Origin of the sequence: Prochlorococcus sp. MIT 0604 (genome assembly GCF_000757845.1) — a bacterium.
Taxonomy (GTDB): domain Bacteria; phylum Cyanobacteriota; class Cyanobacteriia; order PCC-6307; family Cyanobiaceae; genus Prochlorococcus_A.
The window spans coordinates 1,647,076-1,669,619 of sequence record NZ_CP007753.1 but is presented as its reverse complement, the minus strand read 5'-3'; the positions used below and the strand labels follow the sequence as shown (position 1 = coordinate 1,669,619).

Genomic DNA, 22,544 nt, shown 5'->3' with positions numbered 1-22,544 from the left:
CGACTAGGTATTTATTCTCATTTTTGTAAAAATGTGGATTTTTTTGTTTAACTTTACATTTCTTAATGGTATTGTTTACAGAACATCATTAAACTTTCATGTCTTCTGAAACATTAAGTGAGAATAAATTAGCGACTATATCAAGTTTAAAAGCTACTAACGATGTCGATCTTGTTAGATCATATTTAAGGGATATAGGTAGAGTTCCACTATTATCTCACGAGCAAGAAATTACCCTTGGTAGGCAAGTCCAGGAATATATGCAAGTTGAAAGAGCAGAATTGGAAATTATTGAATTAACAGGAGATAAACCAAGTATTGAGGAATTATCTATCAAATTAGATTTATCTACTTCTGTAATTAAAAAAAGATTGAGAGCTGGACAGAGAGCTAAAGAAAGAATGGTTGCAGCAAATTTAAGATTGGTAGTAAGCGTTGCAAAAAAATATACTAAAAGAAATATGGAATTACTTGATTTGATCCAAGAGGGAACTATAGGGCTAGTAAGAGGAGTAGAAAAATTTGATCCAGCTCGTGGTTACAAGTTTTCAACATATGCATATTGGTGGATTAGACAAGGTATAACTAGAGCAATAGCTGAAAAAAGTAGAGCAATAAGATTACCAATTCACATAACTGAAATGTTGAACAAGTTGAAAAAAGGTCAAAGAGAGTTAAGCCAAGAAATGTCTAGAACTCCAACAGTAAGTGAACTGGCGAAATATGTTGAGCTTCCAGAAGATGATGTTAAAGATTTGATGTGCAAAGCTGGGCAGCCAGTTAGTCTCGAAACTAAAGTTGGTGATGGAGAAGATACTGTTTTATTAGATTTACTTGCAGGGGGCGAGGATTTGCCAGACGAACAAATAGAGATGGATTGTATGAGAGGTGATCTTCATTCTCTTTTACATCAATTGCCTGATCTGCAATGTAGAGTTTTAAGAATGAGATACGGAATGGATGGTGATGAGCCAATGTCTCTTACTGGTATAGGAAGGGTACTTGGGATCAGTAGAGATCGAGTAAGAAACTTAGAAAGAGATGGCTTAAGAGGCTTGAGAAGACTTAGTGATAATGTTGAAGCTTACTTTGTATCTTGAATAAAATCATTTATTAACTTATTTGTTTTTTCAGGTTCTTCATCATGAGGACAATGACCAGCCCCATTAATAATATCTAATCTTTTAATGTTCCTGAATTTTGTCTTCCACCCTTTTGCTTCATTTAAAGATTCCCAGGGATCTTTTTCTCCCCAAATCATTTGAATTGGGGCATCAACCTTATCGAAAAGGTCAGTAGCAAGATAATCATCGAATAAGTTAATAAAACCACGAAATGCTTCTTTAGAATTTTTCCTTTGAGATGGTTGATAAAGTATTTCAATCAATTCTTTGTCAATATTTTTTCCTGAAGGGTATGCTTGTTCAAGTATTTTTTTTATAACTTTTGGATTAGCAGCTCTTGTAAAAAGTGTGTTGCTAATTACTCTTTGTCTAACTATCGTTTTAAGGACGGGTCTCAGTAGATTCATTAAGATATCACTTTTTTTTAAACGTTTATCATCCATAGTTCTTTGTGCACAATCTATCAAAATGACACCTTTGCAATTATCTTTGAGGATTTCAGCAGCTTTTAATGCAATAACACCACCAATTGAATTTCCTACTAAGTAAACAGGAGATTTTATTACCTCTGCACAAAATGTTGATATTTGATTAGCCCATAAGTTAAATGAATATTTAATTGAGTTTTCTTTATAAGGTTCGTAATTTAATAAAGCACTAGGTTGACTGCTTTCTCCAAATCCTAATAAGTCAATTGCATAGCAGTTAGAAAATTTACCAAGAAAATCTTGATTATGTCTCCAGTGGTTTTTTGATGCCCCAAAACCATGAATTAATAAAATTTTAATATTTTTTTCAGAAGTAGATTTTTTTGATAAAGACCAAGAAATTTCCCAATTTTTCCACTTCCAAGTTTCAGATTTATTTAAGGACACTATAAATATGCTTTTAATTAAACTTTAATTCAAAAAAAATTTATTCGTTTTCAATAAATTATTCTTAATTAAGAAAAAACGTTCATTTTATGAAAAAGAAAAAGGTAATATGTCTTGGAGAGGCTTTAATAGACAGAATCAGAAATAAGTCAAATCAAGGATTTACAGATTTTTTGGGTGGTGCGCCGGCAAATGTTGCTTGTGCATTAAGTAAATTGAAAATAGATTCAACATTTATAGGAAGTTTAGGTAGTGATGATTATGGAAAAAAATTTATTACGCAATTTAATGCATTGGACGTTAACTTAGATTTCTTGCAATTAGATAATGATTCATCTACTCGCGTGGTTAATGTAGATAGAGATCAATTTGGAGATCGTTTTTTTTCAGGCTTTGAGGAAAGTTCCCATTTACGCTTTGCAGACGAAGTTCTTAGTAAGAAATTAATTGAGAAAGATATATTAAATTTGGAGAAATCTTTTCTAGAAACAAAATATTTGGTTATGGGAACGATCTTATTATCATCTCCAATATCAGCAGAGACTATTTTTTTTCTTCTTGAACAGGCTAAAAAATTTGAAGTCAAAATAGTTATTGATCTGAATTGGAGGGAGGTCTTTTGGGATCACTCAAGTTTTTCATCAAAAATTAGTAAAGCCGAGAGAGTTAATTTAATCAAGAAATTTTTAAATCATGCAAATCTTTTGAAACTTGCTAGAGAAGAAGCAACTTTGTTTTTTGAGGATGCAAATCCCTCGCTAATATCTCAACAATTGTCTAATAGGCCAGATGTAATAATAACTGATGGAAAAAATCCCGTTGCATGGTATATAAATGAATTGCAGGGAATTACCGAAATTCCTACTTCACAAAAAATTATTGATACAACTGGCGCAGGAGATGCTTTTCTAGCTGGCTTAATTGCAAAATTAATTGCTTCTGGATATCCCTCAAACGATCTAGAGATAGAAGATTGCATAAAGTTCGCAAGTGTTTGTGGATTATTAACTTGTCTTGGTGAAGGCGCTATCGAGCAACAGCCATATTATGAGAAAGTTAATAAATTTTTGGGATCTCTTATTTCATAGTTTCTTCCATAATTTTTTGCGTAACTAATTTTTATTTTCCAGAAATTATCAATAACTGGCTCTATTAATTCTGGCCATTCAATAATTAAAATGGCATTGCATTGCATTGCCTCTTCTTCTTCTGAAAAAAAAACTTCTTTTGCTGAAGCAACATTTTTTAACCTGTATAAATCAAGGTGAATTAGTGGAATTTTTCCCGAGTTATAGTGATGCGATAAAGCAAATGTAGGGCTAGTAATGTCGTCAGAGATTGATAAGCCTTTAGCAACCCCTTGCACAAATGAAGTTTTCCCAGCTCCAATTGGACCCTGTAATAAAACAATTGATTGGGGATTTAATTTTTGTGAGAGTTTTTTACCTAAATTTAAAGTCTCTTTTAAATTCTCAACAAACACAAATTTACACAAAAATCATTTATAGTTTAATAGAAAAAGTATTTACTAGATATGGTTATCGCAAATTCAGTTAAAACCTCTACGCCAAATTATATTATTGCTGATATTTCCTTATCGGATTTTGGACGAAAAGAAATTAAAATTGCTGAAACGGAAATGCCTGGGTTAATGGCACTTAGAGATAAATATCAATCTGAAAAGCCACTCAAAGGTGCAAAAATAGCTGGAAGTTTGCATATGACTATACAGACGGCAGTCTTAATTGAAACTCTTGTTGATCTTGGTGCAGAAGTGAAATGGGCTTCATGCAATATTTTTTCAACTCAAGATCATGCTGCTGCAGCGATTGCAAATCAAGGAATTCCTGTATATGCAAAAAAAGGTGAGACTCTCGATGAATATTGGCAATATACTCACTATATTCTTGATTGGGGTTCAGATTCTCCAAATATGATTCTTGATGACGGGGGAGATGCAACTGGTTTATTGATACTCGGTAGTAAAGCAGAAAAAGATTTATCTGTTTTAGATAATCCCGGTAATGAAGAAGAAATCGCTTTATTCAATTCTATTAAGTCAAAGTTACAAGCTGATGGCAGTTTCTATTCCAGAATAAAGAGTAATATTATTGGTGTCACTGAAGAAACTACTACTGGTGTTGCGAGACTTTATCAACTTCAAAAGCAAAATGCTTTACCTTTTCCAGCAATTAACGTTAATGATTCAGTAACAAAAAGCAAATTTGATAATTTATACGGATGCCGAGAATCTTTAGTTGATAGTATTAAACGTGCGACTGATGTAATGATTGCTGGCAAAGTTGCATTGGTAATGGGTTTCGGAGATGTAGGTAAAGGATCGGCACAGTCATTAAGAGGACTTGGTGCAATTGTAAAAGTTGCAGAAGTTGATCCAATTTGCGCGCTTCAAGCAGCTATGGAAGGTTACAGCGTAGTTAGGTTAGAAGATGTTGTTGAAGACATAGATATATTTGTTACAGCCACTGGTAACTATCAGGTAATAACTCATGAAAATCTTGTCAAAATGAAGGATGAGGCCATAGTTTGCAATATTGGTCATTTCGATAATGAAATTGATGTTGCCTCATTAAAAAATTATCAATGGGAAAATATTAAGCCACAGGTTGATCACATAACTTTACCGAGTGGAAACAAAATTATTCTTTTAGCAGAAGGTAGATTAGTCAACTTAGGCTGCGCTACTGGACATCCAAGTTTTGTTATGAGTAATTCTTTTACTAATCAAGTATTAGCTCAAATTGAACTTTTCAATAAGTCAGAGCAATATTGTAAAGAAGTTTATGTTCTACCAAAACATCTTGATGAAATGGTGGCTAGGTTACATTTGGATAAAATAGGTGCAAAATTAACAAAATTAACTAAAGAACAAGCTGATTATATTAATGTTTCAGTTGATGGACCATATAAACCAGAGCTTTATAGATATTAAGTTTGAGTTTAATTTTTGTAAATTTTCTTACTTCGATTCCTGACTATATAAGTTTGGCGGTAGAGAGGAATTCAACTATTGCATACCTTACAATATGTTTGGCTATGTTTTTGGAGAATATAATTCCCCCAATCCCATCAGAGATAATAATGCCCTTGGGAGGCTTTTTTGTTTATCAACAAAAATTAAACTTCTATATTTTAGTTTTCTGGGGTTTATTTGGAACAATACTAGGATCATTACCTTGGTATTACTTAGGCAGATTAGTAAATGAAAAAAGGCTTTCCAATTTTCTTGACAAAAAAGGGAAATACTTAGGAATTTCTTCTAAAGATTTAATTAAAAGTAAAAGTTGGTTCGAGAAATATGGAGTTTCTTTAGTATTCTGGGGCCGATTAATACCAGGTATAAGAACGTTAATTTCAGTTCCGGCTGGCATAGAACTTATGCCATTAAGAAAATTTTTGATTTGGACTACATTTGGTAGTTTTATATGGGTAGCACTTCTCACTTATGCAGGTTTTTTATTTGGTGAAAATTATCCACTAATTAAAACTTACTTAGATCAAATCAAGTTTTTTGTAAAGCCAATTTTAATTTTAATTTTCTTTTATTTTTTTATAAGAATAATTATTAGATTTTTAAAAAAGAATAGAGCTTAAAAAGGGATTTCGCTCGAACTACTATTGTTAGGGTATTGGTTATTTTCAGATTCTTTGCGAGAACTTAGTAAATTTAACCTGTCTACCCTCACAACTGGTTTATATCTATCTTCCCCAGTATTTTTATCTTTCCAACTATCAATTTTAAAGCTTCCTGTAATTCCAATTAAGGATCCCTTTCTAACGTAATCTGCTGCTATTTGAGCTTGTTTGCCCCATATTTCTAAATTAAACCAGTCGGGTTCCTCATCTCTACTTCTTCTGTTCACTGCAAGAGTAAAATTAGCTACAATGCTTCCTGATTCAAAATATCTGACATCAGGTTCTCTACCGGCTCTGCCAACTAGGTTAATAGTGTTAATTTCCATAATTTTTTTTTTTTATACTACTCATATTTTTAGTTTCTGCTTAAAGTTTTGCGTGCTATTCATAACTAAATGAGAGAATTGTGAAAGCTTAACAAAAAATAGATATATTATTTATAAAAAAGAATTTCTATTGTGATTTTTAACAGATTTAAATTTTCTAGGGACATTGGTATAGATTTGGGGACGGCCAATACCCTTATACATGTATCAGGGAAGGGCGTTGTTTTACAAGAGCCTTCAGTAGTAGCAATGGATTTAGAGGAAGGGACTCCATTGGCTGTTGGTAAAGAAGCAAAGTTAATGCTTGGAAGAACACCCGGCAATATTAGAGCCGTAAGACCACTTAGAGATGGTGTTATCGCAGATTTTGATGCTGCGGAGCAAATGATTAAAACATTTATTCAAAAATGTAACGAAGGCAAGGGTATAGTAGCTCCAAGAATAGTTATTGGTATTCCAAGTGGAGTGACTAGTGTCGAGCGAAGAGCAGTAAGAGAAGCTGGATTAGCAGGAGCTAGAGAAGTCCACTTAATAGATGAACCTGTTGCTGCAGCAATAGGTGCATCATTACCAGTAACTGAGCCAATTGGAACTATGATTGTTGATATTGGTGGTGGTACTACTGAAGTTGCAGTATTAAGTTTGGGAGGAACTGTATTAAGTGAATCTGTTCGAATAGCAGGCGACGAAATAAATGAATCAATTGCCTTGTACCTGAAAAAAGTTCATAATTTAGTTGTTGGAGAAAGAACTGCAGAAGATATTAAGATCAAGATCGGCTCTGCATTTCCAGATGATGAATTTGATAAAACTACTTTAGAGGTGAGAGGTTTACATCTTTTATCTGGTTTACCTAGGTCAGTCACTTTGACCTCAGGAGAAATTAGAGAAGCTATGGCTGAAACACTGAGCAAAATAGTTGAAGCTGTAAAAAGAACCTTAGAGCGAACTCCTCCTGAACTTGCTGCAGATATTGTTGATAGAGGGATTATGCTTGCAGGAGGTGGTGCTTTAGTTAGAGGAATTAATGATTTGTTGAGCGATGAAACGGGAATTTTTACTCACATAGCAGAAAATCCATTGCTTTGTGTAGTTAATGGCTGTGGTGAGGTTCTGGATGATTTTAAAAAACTTAAAAGAGTTGTTGATACTCCAGACTTTATAAGAAACGCGATACGAGATTAATAATATGTTAATTATCCGACGAATTTTTTCTAGTCGTTGGTGGCATAAAAAGAAAAGTTGGATATTTTTTGGAATTTTTTTATGTTTAGTCTTTGTTAGGATTTCAAAAGGATCTCTATATAAAGATTTTTTTTACTTTATTTCAAAGCCTTTTTGGCCTGGTCAATTTCAAAAAGAAGTTATTCTTAATAGCTTAGATCAAGAATCTTTAATAAAAGAAAATCTCCTTAAAAAGGATAATTTAAGATTGCGGGAAATTTTATCTCTTCAACAATCATCCAATAATGACAAGATTTCAGCAGCAGTTATTTCAAGAAAAACTGGAGGTTGGTGGAGACAAATAATTTTAAACAAAGGTTCAAAAGATGGAGTGGAAAATGGTAGTGCTGTTACTGGCCCGGGTGGCTTATTAGGAAGAGTGAACAATACTTCTCTATTAACCTCGTCTGTAACATTATTAACTTCTCCAGAAAGTAAATTAGGTGTGTGGGTTGATAGAAGTCAAATTAATGGACTACTTGTTGGCACAGGAGATGATCATCCTAGCCTAATACTGTATTCAAAAAATGCTGATATTAAAGTAGGAGATTTTGTATCATCTTCTCCTGCAAGTTCTTTATTACCTCCAAATATCCCTATTGGGATTGTCCAATCTATAGATGAGACATTGCAATCAAAAAAAATGGCAAAAATTTTACTTTTGGGAAAACCTCATTTAATTGATTGGGTTCAAATTTTGAGAGTAAATATTTAATGAATAAATTTTTTACAAAAAAATTATCCATAATAAGCTTTATTTTTATCCCAATTATTTTTTTGTGGCACCCTAGTTGGCTTGGATTTTTAGGCGTTCAGCCATATTGGCCGTTATTTTGGTTATTGCCTTGGTCAATGATTAATGGATCAATCAATGGATTAATATTTGGTTTATTTTTAGGTCTAATTTTAGATTCTTTAACTTTAGATAATAATTTTTCTCAAATACCAGGTTTAATTTTTTGTGGATTTTTGTTTGGGAGAATTAAACTGCATAGTGACATTTTGGTGGGACATTTTAGGTATGGTTTAATTTGTTCTTTTGGAAGTTTTTTATGCGGGACTTTTTATCTTTCACAAATTTTGTTTAGAAATTTTTCAGATAGTAATTCTTTAATGTTTATTCCCGGTGTTAAAAATATATTAGCAGAAGTTTTTTTGACAGGTTTTTTTGCTCCTTTTATTTGCTCCCAACTTTTAAGAATGTTGAAATTTTCAAGAAGAAAATTGCATTAATAAATTTCGTCAAGAAGTAAAAATTGTTTAAAAAATTTATATCTTTAAATTATTTAAAAATTTTTTAAACCTGCAGAATATCTCTATGAGGCTTCGTAATGTTATATTTTTAATTGTTAGAATAAATATTCAATGCAATATTTCTTTGCTTTGAAATATCGAGAAATCTTTTTTTACCTATGTCAAAAGCAAGAATTTTGGTTGTTGACGATGAACCAGCAGTTTTGAAGGTATTAGTTACGAGGCTTCAATTAGCTGGATATCAAGTTTATTCAGCCACTAATGGCGAAGAAGCTCTTGAATCTTTTCACAGGGATTCCCCTGACTTAATAGTTCTTGATGTTATGCTTCCAAAAATGGATGGATTTGCTGTGTGTAGAAGAATTAGAGCTGAATCAGTAGTGCCAATAATATTCTTAACTGCTCTAGAGGCTATTTCTGAGAGAGTAGCAGGTTTGGATTTAGGGGCTGATGATTACTTATCTAAACCATTTAGCCCAAAAGAGTTAGAGGCTAGAATAGCTACTATTTTGAGAAGAATGGGCCCAACTGTATCAGTTACTGAAACTAAAGAGGTTCCTTCAGGCAAAGGAGTTATGAAGTTTGGAAGTTTAGTTGTTGATACTAATCGCAGACAAGTTTCTAGAGCTGGAGATAGAATTAGTTTAACTTATACGGAATTTAGTCTCCTAGAATTATTATTTGACGAGCCTGGTAAAGTTGTCCCGCGAGCAGAAATTTTAGAGCAGTTGTGGGGTTATCCTCCTCGTAGAGCTGCAGATTTAAGAGTTGTAGATGTATATGTTGCGAGATTGAGAGGTAAATTGGAACCAGACCCAAGAAATCCAGAATTAATATTAACTGTTAGAGGGATTGGTTACGCTTCTCAGAGAGTTGGCGAAACAGCAACATCTTTGGCAAGTTGAGCCATAGTCTGATAATTTTATTAAATAAAACAAATATATTAAAATAAATTTTGTCTGAAATAAGAGAAGCTCGCTTACAAAAAGCTAATTCACTCGTTAGTCAAGGATTTGCTTCTTACGCACAGAGTTTTCAGGTATCACATTCTACTAGTTTTCTTATTCAAGAATTTGATTATTTAGAAAATGGTCAGGAGGAAGAATTCAGTGTTTCTCTTGCTGGGAGAGTGATGGCAAAAAGGGTAATGGGTAAAATTGCCTTTTTCACAATAAGTGATCAAGAAGGTCAAATTCAGCTCTATCTAGATAAAAGGATTATTAATTTAAATTTAGAAAAACAAAAATTACTTTCTTTTGAAGATATCAAGGAAATAGTAGATATTGGTGATTGGATAGGTGTTTACGGAACAATTAAAAAAACAAATAAAGGTGAGCTTTCAATTAAAGTAGAAAAATGGGAAATGTTATCCAAATCATTACAACCTTTACCAGATAAATGGCATGGATTAACTGATATTGAAAAAAGATATAGGCAACGTTATCTAGATTTAATAGTGAATCCTCACTCTAAAAATGTATTTAAAACAAGAGCAAAATGTATAAGTTTTATAAGAAAATGGCTGGATAATAGAGATTATTTAGAGATAGAGACTCCAATTCTGCAATCTGAAGCTGGTGGTGCTGAAGCTAGACCATTTATAACTCATCACAATACATTAGATATCCCACTTTATCTAAGAATAGCTACAGAATTACATTTAAAAAGAATGGTTGTTGGAGGATTTGAGAAAGTATATGAATTGGGAAGAATCTTCCGCAATGAGGGGATAAGTACAAGGCATAATCCAGAGTTCACCTCAGTTGAAATTTATCAAGCTTTTTCTGATTATGTAGATATGATGAATTTAACAGAAGAATTAATCAAGGATATCGTAGCTGATGCATGTGGTTCTTTAATTATAAATTATCAAAATAAAGAAATTGATTTTTCTAAACCTTGGTTAAGAATTTCAATGAAAGATATTGTCAAAAAATATACAGGGATTGATTTTGATTCTTTTAATGGAGATTTTCTAGCAGCAAAAAAAGCAGTTAAAAATATAAATGTTGATTTCACTAATAAAGTAAATACTATTGGAAGACTTTTAAATGAGGTCTTTGAGCAAAAAGTAGAATCAAAACTTATTGAACCCACTTTTGTTATTGATTATCCTGTTGAAATTTCTCCTTTAGCTAGGCCTCATCTTGATAATAAAGAAATAGTTCAGAGATTTGAATTATTCATTGTTGGTCGAGAGCTGGCAAATGCCTTTAGTGAATTGATAGACCCAGTGGATCAAAGAGAAAGAATGCAATTACAGCAATCTCTTAGAGATGAAGGAGATCTTGAGGCTCACTGTATAGATGAAGATTTCTTAAATGCTTTAGAGATTGGTATGCCGCCTACTGGAGGATTAGGTATAGGCATTGATAGGCTAATTATGTTAATTACTAATAGCGCATCAATTAGAGATGTAATCCCTTTCCCATTGTTAAAACCAGAAATAACTTCCAGAAAAAGTGAAAAGTTACCCTTGAATGAAGTAAAATAGGTAAATTAATCCAATACGAAATTTTTGAAATGAGTGGTGAACGTGTTGGTTTCCGTTTCAAACACGCGGATGCAGTGGTAAAAAGAAATCCTCAAGGCCGATCAAGAAGAGGATGGGTTATTGAACCAGTAGAGCAAACTACAAGTAGGGGCACAAAAATGCCTGCATATAAAATTCGCTGGAGAGACAGTGAGAGGCCTGAGACCGTATTACAACATATGCTAATTGCAGATCCAGATCCTTCCCCACCTCCAAGTTCAGTCAGTTTAGATTCATAGTTTCAATAATTTTGCATAGTACTTTATCTTTTTAGTGCAGAGTTTATTTCTTTTTTTATACTTTTTTGTTTTTCATCTTGACGTTTGTCATGTAATTTTTTACCTTTGCCGATTCCAATAGTTAGTTTTATCCATGAGCCTTTTAAATAAAGAGATAATGGAACAATGGTCATTCCTTTTTTTTCAGAATTGGATTTCATTTTTATAATTTCTTTTTTGTGAAGCAATAACTTTCTATTTCTTAATGGATCATGATTAAAGAAAGACCCCACATTTTTATGTGGTGATATGTGAACATTTAATAATAAGATCTCTCCATCTCTGAATGAACAGTACCCATCCCTTAAATTTGCTTTTCCGTTTCTAATGGACTTTACTTCAGTCCCTAAAAGCTCAATTCCAGCTTCGATTGTTTCAGATATGGCATATTGAAATTTTGCATATCTATTCTCAGCTAGAAGTTTAAAATTATTTTCTTTATTAAAATTTCTTTTAACTTTGTTTGAATTTTTTGCCATTTTAGTTGTAAAAAATCTTTCTACTCAGAACAATTGCAATTAACCTTTCATTATGGCAATTATTTCTTCCAATATAGGCGATAATGACTTTTCTCTTCGTAAAAAAGAGCTTAGGCTAGTTGATTCAAAAATCATTCCAGAAGAAAAGAGAAATAATAATCGGAACTTAGCTCGGCCTCAGACTTTTAAAGAATTTATTGGCCAAGAGCAGCTTAAATCTTCTTTAAAAATAGCTATAGATGCTTCAATTTTTAGAAAAGAACCTCTGGAGCATACTCTTTTATATGGACAGCCTGGTTTAGGTAAGACTACACTTGCTTTTTTGATAGCCCATGAATTGAATACAAAATGTAGGATAGCGACTGCACCAGCAATAGAAAGACCTAGAGATATTGTAGGCTTACTGCTTGGATTAAAAGAAGGTGAAGTTTTATTTATCGATGAGATACATCGCTTAAATAGGTTAACTGAAGAGTTGCTGTATTCTGCAATGGAAGATTTTAGACTCGACTTAACTATGGGAGCTAATAGAGGAGCCCGGTGCAGAACAATTAATCTTCCTAGGTTCACTCTGATTGGGGCGACAACTAAATTAGCCTCAATAAGTGCACCTCTAAGGGATAGATTTGGTATTTCTCAGAAAATTGAATTTTACACATATGATGAGTTAAAACAAATAATTATTAATGTATCCCGATTAAATAATATATATTTAGATGATGAAGCATCTTATGATTTAGCGAAGATATCTCGAGGGACTCCAAGAATTGCTTTAAGATTATTAAGACGAGTTAGAGATTATGCTCAAGTTGTTAAGAAAACTAATAAGATTTCTGTGAATTTAATAAAAAAAGCTCTAAGTTCTTACCAAATTGATGAAAAAGGATTGGATTCTTTAGATAGAAATTATTTATCTTTTCTTAACCAAAACAATAGTAATCCAACTGGCCTTGATTCAATTGCAGCTGGCTTGGGTGATGATTCTTCGATGTTAGAATTTATAGTTGAACCATATCTAATCAAAATTGGTTTCCTCACTAGAACTCCTAGAGGAAGATTACTTACTGATTTAGGAAAAGAATACATTGATTCAAAAAATGATAACTTTTAAAAAAGTTAAGGTTTGTTTTTTATTATTTTTTGTTTTTTTGAATATTTTATATATAGCACCATGCTATTCATTACCTTTGAGAGAGGATTTGTTTAAAAGTGCATTAGATCTAAGTTCAGGCGGAAAATTTAATCTCGCTTTAGAAGAATGGAATAAATATCTTGATTATTATCCTGATGATGCTGCAGGTTTGAGTAATAGAGGAAATGTAAGACTTGTTATAGGTGATATAGAGGGATCAATAGATGACCAGAATAAGGCAATAAGGTTGAATCCTAGTGAAATAGATCCATACATTAATAGGGGAATAGCTGAGGAAGCATTGGGTTTATGGTCGCAAGCGAAAAAAGATTATATGTTCGTTATTTCGCAAGATAGTAAAAATTTCTCTGCATTGTATAACTTGGCTAATGTAGAGGGATCTACATTACATTGGGAAAAAGCAAGAGATTTATTTTCAAAAGCTGCTTTATATAATCCTGGATTTGCAATGGCTAGATCAAGTATGGCTTTAGCAGATTTCCAATTAGGGAACATTGATGAATCTGAAAAAGAATTAAAAAATTTAATTAGACGTTATCCAACTTTTGCAGATGCTAGGGCAGCTTTAACAGCTTTAAATTGGTCTAAGGGTGAATTTGGGAAAGCAGAGAGTAATTGGATAGCGGTAACTGAATTAGATCCTAGATATAGTGATGAAGAATGGTTAAAAAAAATAAGAAGATGGCCTCCACAACCAATTAAAGATTTAATGAAATTTATCGATTTAAAATAAGTAATGAATAGAGATCAGTTTAATAAAAAAATTGATTCGTTTAATGATGAATTAATTAACTTAAGAAGACATATTCATGCACATCCGGAATTAAGTGGACTTGAAAATCAAACAGCGATCTTGATAAGTGGTTTTTTAAAAGAAATTGGTTGGAATGTTAAAGAGTCTATTGGCAGGACAGGAGTAATTGCTGATTTCGGACCCTTAGATAAAGGCGTTATAGGTTTAAGAGTGGATATGGATGCTTTACCAATATTTGAGGAAACTAAATTAAGTTTTTCTTCAAAAGTAGATGGTGTTATGCATGCCTGTGGTCACGATTTGCATATATCGATTGGATTGGGTGTGGCAAAAATTATTAAGGATTTAAAACTAAATTTTGGGACTCGAATAATTTTTCAGCCTGCTGAAGAAATTGCGAGTGGAGCAGGATGGATGATTAAGGATGGTGCAACTAATGGTTTAACCCATATATTGGGAGTTCATGTATACCCAGATTTATCAGTAGGGACGATTGGCATTAAAGAGGGAAGTTTAACTGCAGCTGCTGGAGAACTTAAGGTAGAGATTAAAGGAAAATCAGGCCATGGTGCTCGACCTCATGAAGGAGTTGATGCTATTTGGGTTGCATCTAAAGTTGTCTCGGGAATTCAAGAATCAATAACACGGAAATTAGACCCTTTAGATCCTGTAGTGCTAACTTTTGGGAAAATAAATGGTGGTAATGCATTCAACGTTCTTGCAGAAAAGGTCAATTTAATTGGAACGGTTAGATGCACTAATCGTAAAGTATTTAAAAATATTGGTAATTGGCTCAATGAAAATATTACTTCATTAGCTAATAGTTGCGGAGCTGAAGCAAAAGTAATATTTAGAGAGATCACTCCCGCAGTTAATAATAATTCTGAAATTAATAAAGTCCTCAGAGATTCAGGAATTAAGGTTTTGGGTCAAGAAAATGTTATCGAATTACAAAAACCATCATTAGGAGCAGAGGATTTCGCTGAATTCTTAAATGAGATTCCAGGAGCAATGTTTAGGTTAGGCGTTTCTAATGCAAATGGATGTGCTCCTCTTCATAGTTCTAAATTTGATCCAGATGAAAGAGCTATTGCTGTTGGAATTAAAGTGATAACAGAATCCATAGTAAAATTAAACAATGAAAAAATTAATACAATTGGTAAATGAAAATTAATAAAAGATCTATTTTATCTTTGGTTGCTCCTTTTATGATTCTCATATCTGGTATCGGATTGATATTTAGGGATAATTCCAGGAAGATTTTTTATTTACCTATTGGCTGTATGGGGATTGTAATTATTTTTGAGAGAGTTATAAGCAGACAATTGGATAGGAAAAATATTTTAAAAAAGATAAAGTCTTATCAAAAAGTTAAATAAAATTATTTTATTTATTTTTATGCAATATGAGATGACTATTTTTTAGAAAAGAGCTATTAATAAGATTAATACTAGGGGTGCTAGTAAATTTAACTTAGCTGAGATCATACCCTTTGAACCTGAATCATTAATCTTGATGCAGGGAAGTGGAGTTTTGATCAAACTTTAGTAATAACACTTTTAAAAAATTTGTAAATTATGAGAAGTTCTTGGATTAAGCCTCGCCTTGGGAAAGATAATGTAACTCAGATGAATTTTGCGAGAAACGGATATATAACTGAAGAAATGGATTTTGTTGCTAAAAAAGAGAATCTTCCTTCTTCTTTAGTAATGGAAGAAGTGGCAAGGGGAAGATTAATTATTCCAGCTAATATTAATCATTTGAATCTTGAGCCAATGTCTATAGGTATTGCTTCTAGATGCAAAGTTAATGCCAATATTGGTGCTTCCCCTAATGCAAGTGATATTAATGAAGAAGTAGAGAAGCTAAAACTAGCAGTTAAATATGGTGCTGATACGGTTATGGATCTTTCTACAGGAGGAGTAAATTTAGATGAAGTACGTCAAGCAATCATTCACGAGTCTCCTGTGCCAATAGGAACAGTTCCTGTTTATCAAGCTTTAGAAAGTGTACATGGTTCAATAGATAGACTAACTGAAGACGATTTTCTTCATATTATTGAAAAGCATTGTCAGCAGGGAGTAGATTATCAAACTATTCATGCTGGGCTATTAATAGAGCATTTACCGAAAGTTAAAGGAAGAATTACTGGCATTGTCAGTAGGGGGGGAGGTATTTTAGCCCAATGGATGTTACATCACTTTAAGCAAAATCCTTTATACACAAGGTTTGATGACATTTGTGAGATTTTTAAGAAATATGATTGTACTTTTTCTCTAGGAGATTCATTAAGGCCTGGATGCTTGCATGATGCTTCTGATGAAGCTCAGTTAGCTGAATTGAAGACTTTAGGTGAGCTTACTCGAAGAGCATGGGAACATAATGTTCAAGTGATGGTTGAGGGTCCTGGCCATGTACCTATGGATCAAATTGAGTTTAATGTAAGAAAGCAAATGGAAGAATGTTCAGAAGCCCCATTTTATGTGCTTGGACCATTAGTCACAGATATATCTCCTGGTTATGACCATATATCAAGTGCTATTGGGGCGGCCATGGCAGGGTGGTATGGCACTGCTATGTTATGTTATGTAACCCCAAAAGAACATCTAGGTCTACCAAATGCAGAAGATGTAAGAGAAGGCTTAATTGCTTATAAAATTGCTGCTCATGCTGCTGATATAGCGAGACATAGAGCTGGAGCTCGTGATCGAGATGATGAGCTTAGTCATGCAAGGTATAATTTTGATTGGAATAAACAATTCGAACTTTCACTAGATCCGGAAAGGGCAAAGCAGTACCATGATGAGACATTGCCTGAAGAAATCTTTAAAAAGGCCGAGTTTTGTTCAATGTGTGGTCCTAAGCATTGTCCAATGAATTCAAAGATTTCTGATGAATCTCTTGAGGAGTTAAAAGATAAACTTGAAGAATGTAATACTTCAGTGTAATTATCAATTAGACGTTATAGAATTTCCTTTGTCTTGTTAACTACGTTTTCGACTGTAAATCCAAAATTTTTCATACATTCTCCACCTGGAGCTGATGCACCAAATCTATCCATAGTAATACAAATTCCATCAAAACCTGTATATTTATGCCAACCAAATGAATGGGCAGCTTCTACTACAACTCTCTTTTTCACACTACTAGGTAAAACACTTTCTTTGTAAGAGTCTTCTTGCTCTTCAAAAAGTTCTACACAAGGCATAGAAACAACTCTAATTTTTTTACCTAAGCTTGAAATTTCTTTACTTGCTTCAATGCAAAGATTCAGTTCGCTTCCAGTACCAATAAATATTAGATCTGGTGTTCCTTCGCAATCGGAAACTACATATCCTCCTAGAGCAACTTTGTCGATCGAAGTATTTTCTTGATTTGGCATACCTTGTCTACTTAAACAAAGTGCAGAAGGTCTTTTTCTATTTTGAATAGCAAGCTTATAAGCTCCACTTGTCTCATTTCCATCTCCTGGCCTGAAAACTAGCATGTTAGGCATGGCACGAAGAGAAGGGATAGTTTCAATAGGTTGATGTGTTGGGCCGTCCTCTCCTACACCAATTGAATCATGGGTTAAAACATAGATCACGCCTAGTTCGCTGAGTGCCGAAAGCCTCATTGAACCTCTCATATAATCCGCGAAAACAAGGAAGGTTCCACCATAAGGAATAAGACCACTATTGTGATAGGCAATTCCATTAAGTACAGCTGCCATAGCATGCTCACGTACACCAAAGTGTAAATATCTTTTTTCAGGACTATGAGGTTGGAATGATCCGGTTTCCCCCTTGATATCTGTGTAGTTGGAGTGAGTTAAGTCTGCTGATCCGCCAATTAATTCAGGTAGGTTAGGTCCTAAAGCACCTAAACATATTTGTGAATGCTTTCTGGTAGCTAAACCTTTATCATTAGGAGTATAAGTGGGGAGATCTGAGTCCCAATTCTCAGGTAATTCGCCCTTTAACATTCTTTTCAACTCGGCTCCTTCAGAGGGATATTTTTTTTGATATTCTTCAAATTTAGAATCCCATTCTTTCTCTAAGTTTTCGCCTTTGTTTATTGATTTTCTAAATTGCGCATATACTTCATCCGGTATTTCAAATGGAGGATATTCCCAATTCAGAAACTCTCTAGTTAATGCAGCTTCTTCTTCTCCAACAGCTGCTCCATGAATTCCAGCAGTATCTGATTTATTGGGCGAACCATAACCTATGGTTGTAGAAATTTTTATAATTGACGGTTTGTCTGTAACTAATTTTGCTTTCTCGATAGCTTCAGTTATTCCTTTAACATCATGATTCCCATCTTCAACATGTTGTACATGCCATCCATAAGCTTCGTATCTTTTTAAAACATCTTCGGTGAAAGAAACATCTGTTCGCCCATCGATTGTAATTTGATTATCGTCATAGAGTGCAATTAATTTTCCAAGCTTAAGGTGACCAGCTAAAGAGCAGGCCTCTGATGCGATACCTTCTTGATTACAGCCGTCACCCATTATTACGTAAGTAAAGTGATCAACAATATTGCAATCAGTCTTATTAAATTTAGCTGCTAAGTGAGTTTCAGCTATTGCTAAACCAACTGCATTTGAAATTCCAGCTCCCAGAGGACCCGCTGTAACCTCAACACCCTCAGTTTCGAATGTTTCTGGATGTCCAGGAGTCTTTGATCCCCATTGTCTAAATTCTTTAATATCTTCTATGGAAACTGATTTGTATCCTGTTAAATGAAGCAAAGAATATAGCAGCATACAGCCATGACCAGCTGATAATACAAAACGGTCTCTATTGAACCATTTTGGGTTATTGGGGTTGTGATTAAGAATGTTTTGCCATAATGCATAACCCATAGGAGCACACCCCATGGGTAATCCAGGATGACCACTATTAGATTTATTTACTGCATCTACAGCAAGCATTCTTATACTATTTACACAAAGTGATTCTAATGAAACAGATGCAGCGACCATTGTTTTAAAATAAGTTAAGTTGGAAATAAAGAATTGGTTGTCTTCAATTCATTTTGCTGAAAGCAAGGCAAACATTGTGACCACCAAAGCCGAAAGAATTAGAAAGAGCAACTCCTACTTGAGCTTCTCTCGCGTTATTTGGTACATAATCAAGATCACATTCAGGATCTGGATTGACGTAGTTAATTGTAGGAGGGATAAAATTATGTGTCAAAGAAAGTATACAAGCTACAGCTTCTATACCTCCTGAGCCTCCTAGGAGATGACCTGTCATCGACTTAGTAGAGCTTACAGGAATGAGGTAAGATCTGTCTCTAAAAATAGATTTAATTGCAGAAGTTTCATTTTTATCATTAGCTGATGTACTAGTCCCATGAGCATTTATGTAATCAACTTTTTCAAGGCTAAGACAGGAGTCTTCAATTGCTAATTTGATAGCTTCGGCGCCACCAACCCCGCCTGGTGATGGAGCAGTAATATGATGTGCATCACATGTTGTTCCATAACCAATTATTTCTGCATAAATTTTTGCGTTCCTTTTTTGTGCATTTTCTAAAGTCTCTAAAACAAGAATTCCAGATCCTTCTCCAATAACAAATCCATCTCTTTCTGCATCAAAAGGTCTACTAGCAGTTTGAGGACTATCATTTCTGAACGAAAGAGCTTTGGCACTGGCAAAACCAGCTACTCCAAGAGGCGTAATACTTGCTTCTGCTCCTCCACAGATCATTGCATCTGCTTTTCCAAGTTGAAGTAATCTAAAAGAGTCACCAATTGCATTTGAACCAGCAGCACAAGCGGTTGAAACAGCGGAACTTGGTCCTTTCGCACCCAAAGCGATGGCAGCTAATCCAGTTGCCATGTTTGGAATCATCATTGGGACTGTAAATGGACTTACTCTTTTAGGCCCTTTATGACTCAATATTTGAGCTTGACTTTCCATAGTTAGTAAGCCTCCAACACCAGAACCAATAATCACTCCAATTCTTGATGCATTAGCTTCAGTAATTTCAAGTCCAGAATCATTAAAGGCTTGCTTTGCAGCAATAACTCCAAACTGGGAAAAACGATCCCATCTTTTGGATTCTTTAGCTTCAATAAAATCCTCGGATTGAAGATTTTTTACTTCTGCAGCAAATTTGCAGGGATGTTGTTCAGGATCAAAGAGAGTAATATCTGAGACCCCATTAGTACCCGTTTGAAGACCGACTAAATATTCATCAATGTTATTACCAATTGGAGTTACTGCTCCAATACCAGTAATAACTACTCGATGGAAATTTGGCATTCTTTAATTAACCTTTTTTTTCTTCGATGAATTTTACTGCATCGCCGACAGTTGCGATTCCTTCAGCTGCTTCATCGGGAATTTCAATATCAAATGCTTCTTCTAAAGCCATCACGAGTTCAACGGTATCTAGAGAATCTGCACCTAAATCATTTTGGAAATTTGAATCTGATTTCACTTCTCCTGCTTCAACGCTTAATTGTTCTGAAACAATAGAACAGACTTTTTCGAGGATTTCTTGTGACATAGTTTATGAAAATTACTAATTATCTATATGATTTTATGCCCTAGAGTTAACAAGAGTGAAGCATATCTTAATTTTTTTAATTTCTTTGTAAGACAATAGTATTATAAAACGAGGTTCAAAAGACAATTTTTACATGTCACACGCAGTTAAAATTTACGACACTTGCATTGGTTGTACTCAATGTGTAAGGGCTTGCCCACTTGATGTTTTAGAGATGGTTCCATGGGATGGCTGTAAGGCTGGCCAAATAGCTTCATCTCCTAGAACAGAAGATTGTGTGGGTTGCAAAAGATGCGAAACGGCATGTCCAACAGATTTCTTAAGTATTCGTGTTTATTTAGGAGATGAGACTTCTAGGAGTATGGGCTTAGCATATTAATTATTTGTAGTGCAGTTTTAAGAGAGTCCATGTTTTAATAAATACGCATTTTATTTCAATATAATTGAAAAAAAAATTCGTATGTGTGGAATAGTTGCTGTAACTGGATATAAAAAAGCTTTACCATTATTAATAAATGGTTTAGAAAAACTTGAATATAGAGGATATGATTCTGCAGGTATTGCGATAATAAATTCCGAGACAAATTGTATTTCTTGTAATAAAGCAGAAGGAAAACTAAAGAATTTAATAAATAATCTTAATGATCTTAATATTCCTGGAACTGTAGGTATAGGTCATACTAGATGGGCAACTCATGGAAAACCTGAGGTTAAAAACGCACATCCTCATACTGATAGTTCTGGAACCATAGCAGTTGTTCAAAATGGCATTATTGAAAATTTCCAAGATTTAAAAAATAAATTAGAGAAAGAGGGCATAATTTTTAATTCTGATACAGATACCGAGGTAATTCCCCATCTAATACAAAGAGAGTTAAATACTTTAAGTAAACTTAATCTTGAGAATAATGGTTCAACATTGTTAGTGGCTGTGAGAAATGTAATATCTGATTTAGAAGGATCTTATGCTTTGGCAGTTTTATGGGCTGATGCTCCAACTTCCTTGGTAGTTGCAAGGAGGCAAGCCCCCTTGATTATTGGATTGGGCGAAGGCGAATTTATTTGTGCAAGTGATACGCCTGCTATTGCAAACTTTACGAATATTATTCTGCCTATGGAGGATGAAGAAATAGCTTTATTAACTCCGCTTGGAATTGAAATATATGACTCAAACAACGAGAGACAATATCGAAATCCAGTTTCTTTAAAAGTCTCAGAGCAAATAATGGATAAGATGAATTTTAAACACTATATGTTAAAGGAGATATATGATCAGCCTGGGACTGCAAAAAACTGGTTAGAAAATTATTTAATTAAAAACTTAGATAATGGCCAATATCAAATAAAATATCCATTTGATACAGGGTTTTTTGAATCAATAGAAAGAATTGAAATTATTGCTTGTGGTACAAGTAAACATGCTGCAATGGTGGGAAGCTTTTTGTTAGAACAATTTTCAGGTATTCCTACAAATGTCTTTTATGCAAGCGAATTTCGATATTCACCACCTCCACTTTTGCCAAATACATTAACTATTGGAGTTACTCAATCTGGAGAAACTGCTGATACAATCGCGGCTATCGATATGGAAATTAAAAGGCGTTCTTCAATTGAAGATAAAAAATTTAAACCAAATCTTATTGCAATAACAAATAGAAAAGAGAGTTCCATAGGAAGGCAGGTCTCAAATATAATTGATATCTGTGCAGGAATAGAAGTTGGAGTTGCAGCAACAAAAACTTTTTTTGCTCAATTGCTTTCTTTTTATGGATTAGCAATAAAATTTGCAGAAATCAAAGGTAGTCGAAGCTTAGATGAAATAAATAATTTAATATTTGAACTTATAAAACTGCCTCCATTAATAGAAAATCTTTTAGAGAAACATAATAAATCTTCAGAAAAGCTAGCACATGATTTTTTTAATATTAAAGATGTTATTTTTTTAGGTAGGGGTATCAATTATCCCATAGCACTTGAAGGGGCGTTAAAACTCAAAGAAATTAGTTACATTCATGCAGCTGGATATCCAGCTGGTGAGATGAAACATGGTCCAATAGCTTTGTTAGATAAAAAAGTACCGGTAATTTCCATTGCTTCCCCTGGTGAAGTTTTCGATAAAGTTATAAGTAATGCTCAAGAAGCAAAAGCCAGAGATTCATTTTTGATTGGGATTGCCCCTGAACATAATGGAACTGAAATTTTTGATTATTTAATGAAAGTTCCTTTCTCTAATGAATGGATTTCACCTTTACTTAACATAGTGCCTTTACAATTATTGAGTTACCACATAGCAGCTCATAGAGGATTGGACGTTGATCAACCAAGAAACTTAGCTAAAAGTGTAACTGTGGAATGATGAATTTCTAATAAATTTTTAATTTTT

At 33.7% G+C, this 22,544-nt stretch carries 24 protein-coding genes and 1 riboswitch; of the genes, 17 read left to right on the top strand and 7 right to left on the bottom strand.

Features of this window, described 5'->3' with window-relative positions; all coding sequences use genetic code 11:
- Positions 1-98 precede the first annotated feature (98 nt).
- Positions 99-1,100, top strand: coding sequence for an RpoD/SigA family RNA polymerase sigma factor (locus EW14_RS09230; RefSeq protein WP_042851162.1), 1,002 nt, complete (start codon positions 99-101; stop codon positions 1,098-1,100).
- On the opposite strand, the gene EW14_RS09225 is transcribed toward EW14_RS09230, so the two are convergent.
- Complete coding sequence (locus EW14_RS09225; RefSeq protein WP_042851161.1) at positions 1,085-1,999, bottom strand: alpha/beta fold hydrolase; 915 nt, start codon at positions 1,997-1,999, stop codon at positions 1,085-1,087. The genes EW14_RS09230 and EW14_RS09225 overlap by 16 nt on opposite strands.
- 89 nt (positions 2,000-2,088) lie before the next feature.
- On the opposite strand from EW14_RS09225, the gene EW14_RS09220 reads away from it, so the two are divergent.
- Positions 2,089-3,087: a carbohydrate kinase gene (locus tag EW14_RS09220; RefSeq protein ID WP_042851158.1), complete on the top strand. Its 999-nt coding sequence runs from the start codon at positions 2,089-2,091 to the stop codon at positions 3,085-3,087.
- Here EW14_RS09220 and tsaE read toward each other — a convergent pair.
- On the bottom strand, positions 3,045-3,482 hold the full coding sequence (gene tsaE, locus EW14_RS09215) for a tRNA (adenosine(37)-N6)-threonylcarbamoyltransferase complex ATPase subunit type 1 TsaE (protein ID WP_042851157.1): 438 nt from the start codon (positions 3,480-3,482) through the stop codon (positions 3,045-3,047). The genes EW14_RS09220 and tsaE overlap by 43 nt on opposite strands.
- A 51-nt stretch (positions 3,483-3,533) precedes the next feature.
- Between tsaE and ahcY the strand changes: the two genes are divergently transcribed.
- The gene (ahcY, locus tag EW14_RS09210) at positions 3,534-4,952 is read left to right on the top strand and encodes an adenosylhomocysteinase (RefSeq protein WP_042851156.1); all 1,419 of its coding nucleotides are present in this window, start codon (positions 3,534-3,536) and stop codon (positions 4,950-4,952) included.
- Positions 4,953-4,954: 2 nt separating this feature from the next.
- Positions 4,955-5,614 carry a DedA family protein gene (locus EW14_RS09205; protein ID WP_042851155.1) on the top strand — a complete coding sequence of 220 codons (660 nt, stop codon included), beginning with the start codon at positions 4,955-4,957 and terminating at the stop codon, positions 5,612-5,614.
- On the opposite strand, the gene EW14_RS09200 is transcribed toward EW14_RS09205, so the two are convergent.
- Positions 5,611-5,982: a single-stranded DNA-binding protein gene (locus tag EW14_RS09200; RefSeq protein WP_042851154.1), complete on the bottom strand. Its 372-nt coding sequence runs from the start codon at positions 5,980-5,982 to the stop codon at positions 5,611-5,613. The genes EW14_RS09205 and EW14_RS09200 overlap by 4 nt on opposite strands.
- 132 nt (positions 5,983-6,114) lie before the next feature.
- Here EW14_RS09200 and EW14_RS09195 point away from each other — a divergent pair, with 132 nt between their 5' ends.
- The 6 genes from EW14_RS09195 (at position 6,115) to EW14_RS09170 (ending at position 11,232) form a co-directional block, all read left to right on the top strand.
- Positions 6,115-7,167: a rod shape-determining protein gene (locus EW14_RS09195; protein WP_042851153.1), complete on the top strand. Its 1,053-nt coding sequence runs from the start codon at positions 6,115-6,117 to the stop codon at positions 7,165-7,167.
- Positions 7,168-7,171: 4 nt separating this feature from the next.
- Positions 7,172-7,921 carry a rod shape-determining protein MreC gene (gene mreC, locus EW14_RS09190; RefSeq protein ID WP_042851152.1) on the top strand — a complete coding sequence of 250 codons (750 nt, stop codon included), beginning with the start codon at positions 7,172-7,174 and terminating at the stop codon, positions 7,919-7,921.
- Positions 7,921-8,439, top strand: a complete 519-nt coding sequence (locus tag EW14_RS09185; RefSeq protein ID WP_042851389.1) for a hypothetical protein — start codon at positions 7,921-7,923, stop codon at positions 8,437-8,439. The genes mreC and EW14_RS09185 overlap by 1 nt, the downstream gene beginning before the upstream one ends.
- Positions 8,440-8,618: 179 nt before the next feature.
- Positions 8,619-9,365: a response regulator transcription factor RpaB gene (gene rpaB / locus EW14_RS09180; protein ID WP_011819231.1), complete on the top strand. Its 747-nt coding sequence runs from the start codon at positions 8,619-8,621 to the stop codon at positions 9,363-9,365.
- 50 nt (positions 9,366-9,415) lie between these two features.
- The gene (gene lysS, locus EW14_RS09175; RefSeq protein ID WP_042851151.1) at positions 9,416-10,954 is read left to right on the top strand and encodes a lysine--tRNA ligase; all 1,539 of its coding nucleotides are present in this window, start codon (positions 9,416-9,418) and stop codon (positions 10,952-10,954) included.
- Positions 10,955-10,983: 29 nt separating this feature from the next.
- Positions 10,984-11,232, top strand: coding sequence for a hypothetical protein (locus EW14_RS09170; protein WP_011377252.1), 249 nt, complete (start codon positions 10,984-10,986; stop codon positions 11,230-11,232).
- 23 nt (positions 11,233-11,255) lie between these two features.
- Here EW14_RS09170 and smpB read toward each other — a convergent pair whose 3' ends face one another.
- Complete coding sequence (smpB, locus tag EW14_RS09165; RefSeq protein WP_042851149.1) at positions 11,256-11,750, bottom strand: SsrA-binding protein SmpB; 495 nt, start codon at positions 11,748-11,750, stop codon at positions 11,256-11,258.
- Between the two features lie 52 nt (positions 11,751-11,802).
- On the opposite strand from smpB, the gene ruvB reads away from it, so the two are divergent.
- The 5 genes from ruvB to thiC all read left to right on the top strand — a co-directional run bounded on the left by ruvB (position 11,803) and on the right by thiC (position 16,605).
- On the top strand, positions 11,803-12,861 hold the full coding sequence (ruvB, locus tag EW14_RS09160) for a Holliday junction branch migration DNA helicase RuvB (protein ID WP_042851148.1): 1,059 nt from the start codon (positions 11,803-11,805) through the stop codon (positions 12,859-12,861).
- Positions 12,848-13,636: a tetratricopeptide repeat protein gene (locus EW14_RS09155; protein WP_042851146.1), complete on the top strand. Its 789-nt coding sequence runs from the start codon at positions 12,848-12,850 to the stop codon at positions 13,634-13,636. The genes ruvB and EW14_RS09155 overlap by 14 nt, the downstream gene beginning before the upstream one ends.
- A gap of 3 nt (positions 13,637-13,639) precedes the next feature.
- Entirely contained in the window at positions 13,640-14,824 is a 1,185-nt protein-coding gene (locus tag EW14_RS09150; RefSeq protein WP_042851145.1) for an amidohydrolase, read from the top strand.
- Positions 14,821-15,036: a DUF3188 domain-containing protein gene (locus EW14_RS09145; RefSeq protein ID WP_042851144.1), complete on the top strand. Its 216-nt coding sequence runs from the start codon at positions 14,821-14,823 to the stop codon at positions 15,034-15,036. Before EW14_RS09150 ends, EW14_RS09145 begins: the two co-directional genes overlap by 4 nt.
- 63 nt (positions 15,037-15,099) lie before the next feature.
- Positions 15,100-15,198, top strand: a riboswitch (TPP riboswitch).
- Between the two features lie 36 nt (positions 15,199-15,234).
- Complete coding sequence (thiC, locus tag EW14_RS09140) at positions 15,235-16,605, top strand: phosphomethylpyrimidine synthase ThiC (RefSeq protein ID WP_042851143.1); 1,371 nt, start codon at positions 15,235-15,237, stop codon at positions 16,603-16,605.
- Positions 16,606-16,619: 14 nt separating this feature from the next.
- Here the strand turns inward: thiC and tkt are convergent, their stop codons facing one another.
- Genes tkt through acpP form a run of 3 tightly spaced genes read right to left on the bottom strand, consistent with a single transcriptional unit; the run spans position 16,620 to position 20,161 of the window.
- Positions 16,620-18,626, bottom strand: a complete 2,007-nt coding sequence (gene tkt, locus EW14_RS09135) for a transketolase (protein WP_042851142.1) — start codon at positions 18,624-18,626, stop codon at positions 16,620-16,622.
- Between the two features lie 43 nt (positions 18,627-18,669).
- Positions 18,670-19,914 (bottom strand): beta-ketoacyl-ACP synthase II, encoded by a 1,245-nt coding sequence (gene fabF, locus EW14_RS09130; protein ID WP_042851141.1) that lies wholly within the window; start codon positions 19,912-19,914, stop codon positions 18,670-18,672.
- 7 nt (positions 19,915-19,921) lie between these two features.
- Positions 19,922-20,161 carry an acyl carrier protein gene (gene acpP, locus EW14_RS09125; protein ID WP_002808065.1) on the bottom strand — a complete coding sequence of 80 codons (240 nt, stop codon included), beginning with the start codon at positions 20,159-20,161 and terminating at the stop codon, positions 19,922-19,924.
- A 133-nt stretch (positions 20,162-20,294) separates the two neighbouring features.
- Here acpP and psaC point away from each other — a divergent pair, with 133 nt between their 5' ends.
- Together psaC and glmS are read left to right on the top strand one after the other, a co-directional pair.
- On the top strand, positions 20,295-20,540 hold the full coding sequence (psaC, locus tag EW14_RS09120; protein ID WP_007099573.1) for a photosystem I iron-sulfur center protein PsaC: 246 nt from the start codon (positions 20,295-20,297) through the stop codon (positions 20,538-20,540).
- A gap of 81 nt (positions 20,541-20,621) precedes the next feature.
- On the top strand, positions 20,622-22,517 hold the full coding sequence (gene glmS, locus EW14_RS09115) for a glutamine--fructose-6-phosphate transaminase (isomerizing) (RefSeq protein ID WP_042851139.1): 1,896 nt from the start codon (positions 20,622-20,624) through the stop codon (positions 22,515-22,517).
- The last annotated feature ends 27 nt before the right edge of the window (positions 22,518-22,544 follow it).

Bases quoted from the DNA above. Each gene is read 5' to 3' on its own strand.
- EW14_RS09230 (WP_042851162.1), top strand. From the start codon at position 99: ATGTCTTCTGAAACATTAAGTGAGAATAAATTAGCGACTATATCAAGT.
- EW14_RS09220 (WP_042851158.1), top strand. From the start codon at position 2,089: ATGAAAAAGAAAAAGGTAATATGTCTTGGAGAGGCTTTAATAGACAGA.
- ahcY (WP_042851156.1), top strand. From the start codon at position 3,534: ATGGTTATCGCAAATTCAGTTAAAACCTCTACGCCAAATTATATTATT.
- EW14_RS09200 (WP_042851154.1), bottom strand. From the start codon at position 5,982: ATGGAAATTAACACTATTAACCTAGTTGGCAGAGCCGGTAGAGAACCT.
- mreC (WP_042851152.1), top strand. From the start codon at position 7,172: ATGTTAATTATCCGACGAATTTTTTCTAGTCGTTGGTGGCATAAAAAG.
- EW14_RS09185 (WP_042851389.1), top strand. From the start codon at position 7,921: ATGAATAAATTTTTTACAAAAAAATTATCCATAATAAGCTTTATTTTT.
- rpaB (WP_011819231.1), top strand. From the start codon at position 8,619: ATGTCAAAAGCAAGAATTTTGGTTGTTGACGATGAACCAGCAGTTTTG.
- EW14_RS09170 (WP_011377252.1), top strand. From the start codon at position 10,984: ATGAGTGGTGAACGTGTTGGTTTCCGTTTCAAACACGCGGATGCAGTG.
- smpB (WP_042851149.1), bottom strand. From the start codon at position 11,750: ATGGCAAAAAATTCAAACAAAGTTAAAAGAAATTTTAATAAAGAAAAT.
- ruvB (WP_042851148.1), top strand. From the start codon at position 11,803: ATGGCAATTATTTCTTCCAATATAGGCGATAATGACTTTTCTCTTCGT.
- EW14_RS09155 (WP_042851146.1), top strand. From the start codon at position 12,848: ATGATAACTTTTAAAAAAGTTAAGGTTTGTTTTTTATTATTTTTTGTT.
- EW14_RS09150 (WP_042851145.1), top strand. From the start codon at position 13,640: ATGAATAGAGATCAGTTTAATAAAAAAATTGATTCGTTTAATGATGAA.
- EW14_RS09145 (WP_042851144.1), top strand. From the start codon at position 14,821: ATGAAAATTAATAAAAGATCTATTTTATCTTTGGTTGCTCCTTTTATG.
- thiC (WP_042851143.1), top strand. From the start codon at position 15,235: ATGAGAAGTTCTTGGATTAAGCCTCGCCTTGGGAAAGATAATGTAACT.
- tkt (WP_042851142.1), bottom strand. From the start codon at position 18,626: ATGGTCGCTGCATCTGTTTCATTAGAATCACTTTGTGTAAATAGTATA.
- fabF (WP_042851141.1), bottom strand. From the start codon at position 19,914: ATGCCAAATTTCCATCGAGTAGTTATTACTGGTATTGGAGCAGTAACT.
- acpP (WP_002808065.1), bottom strand. From the start codon at position 20,161: ATGTCACAAGAAATCCTCGAAAAAGTCTGTTCTATTGTTTCAGAACAA.
- psaC (WP_007099573.1), top strand. From the start codon at position 20,295: ATGTCACACGCAGTTAAAATTTACGACACTTGCATTGGTTGTACTCAA.
- glmS (WP_042851139.1), top strand. From the start codon at position 20,622: ATGTGTGGAATAGTTGCTGTAACTGGATATAAAAAAGCTTTACCATTA.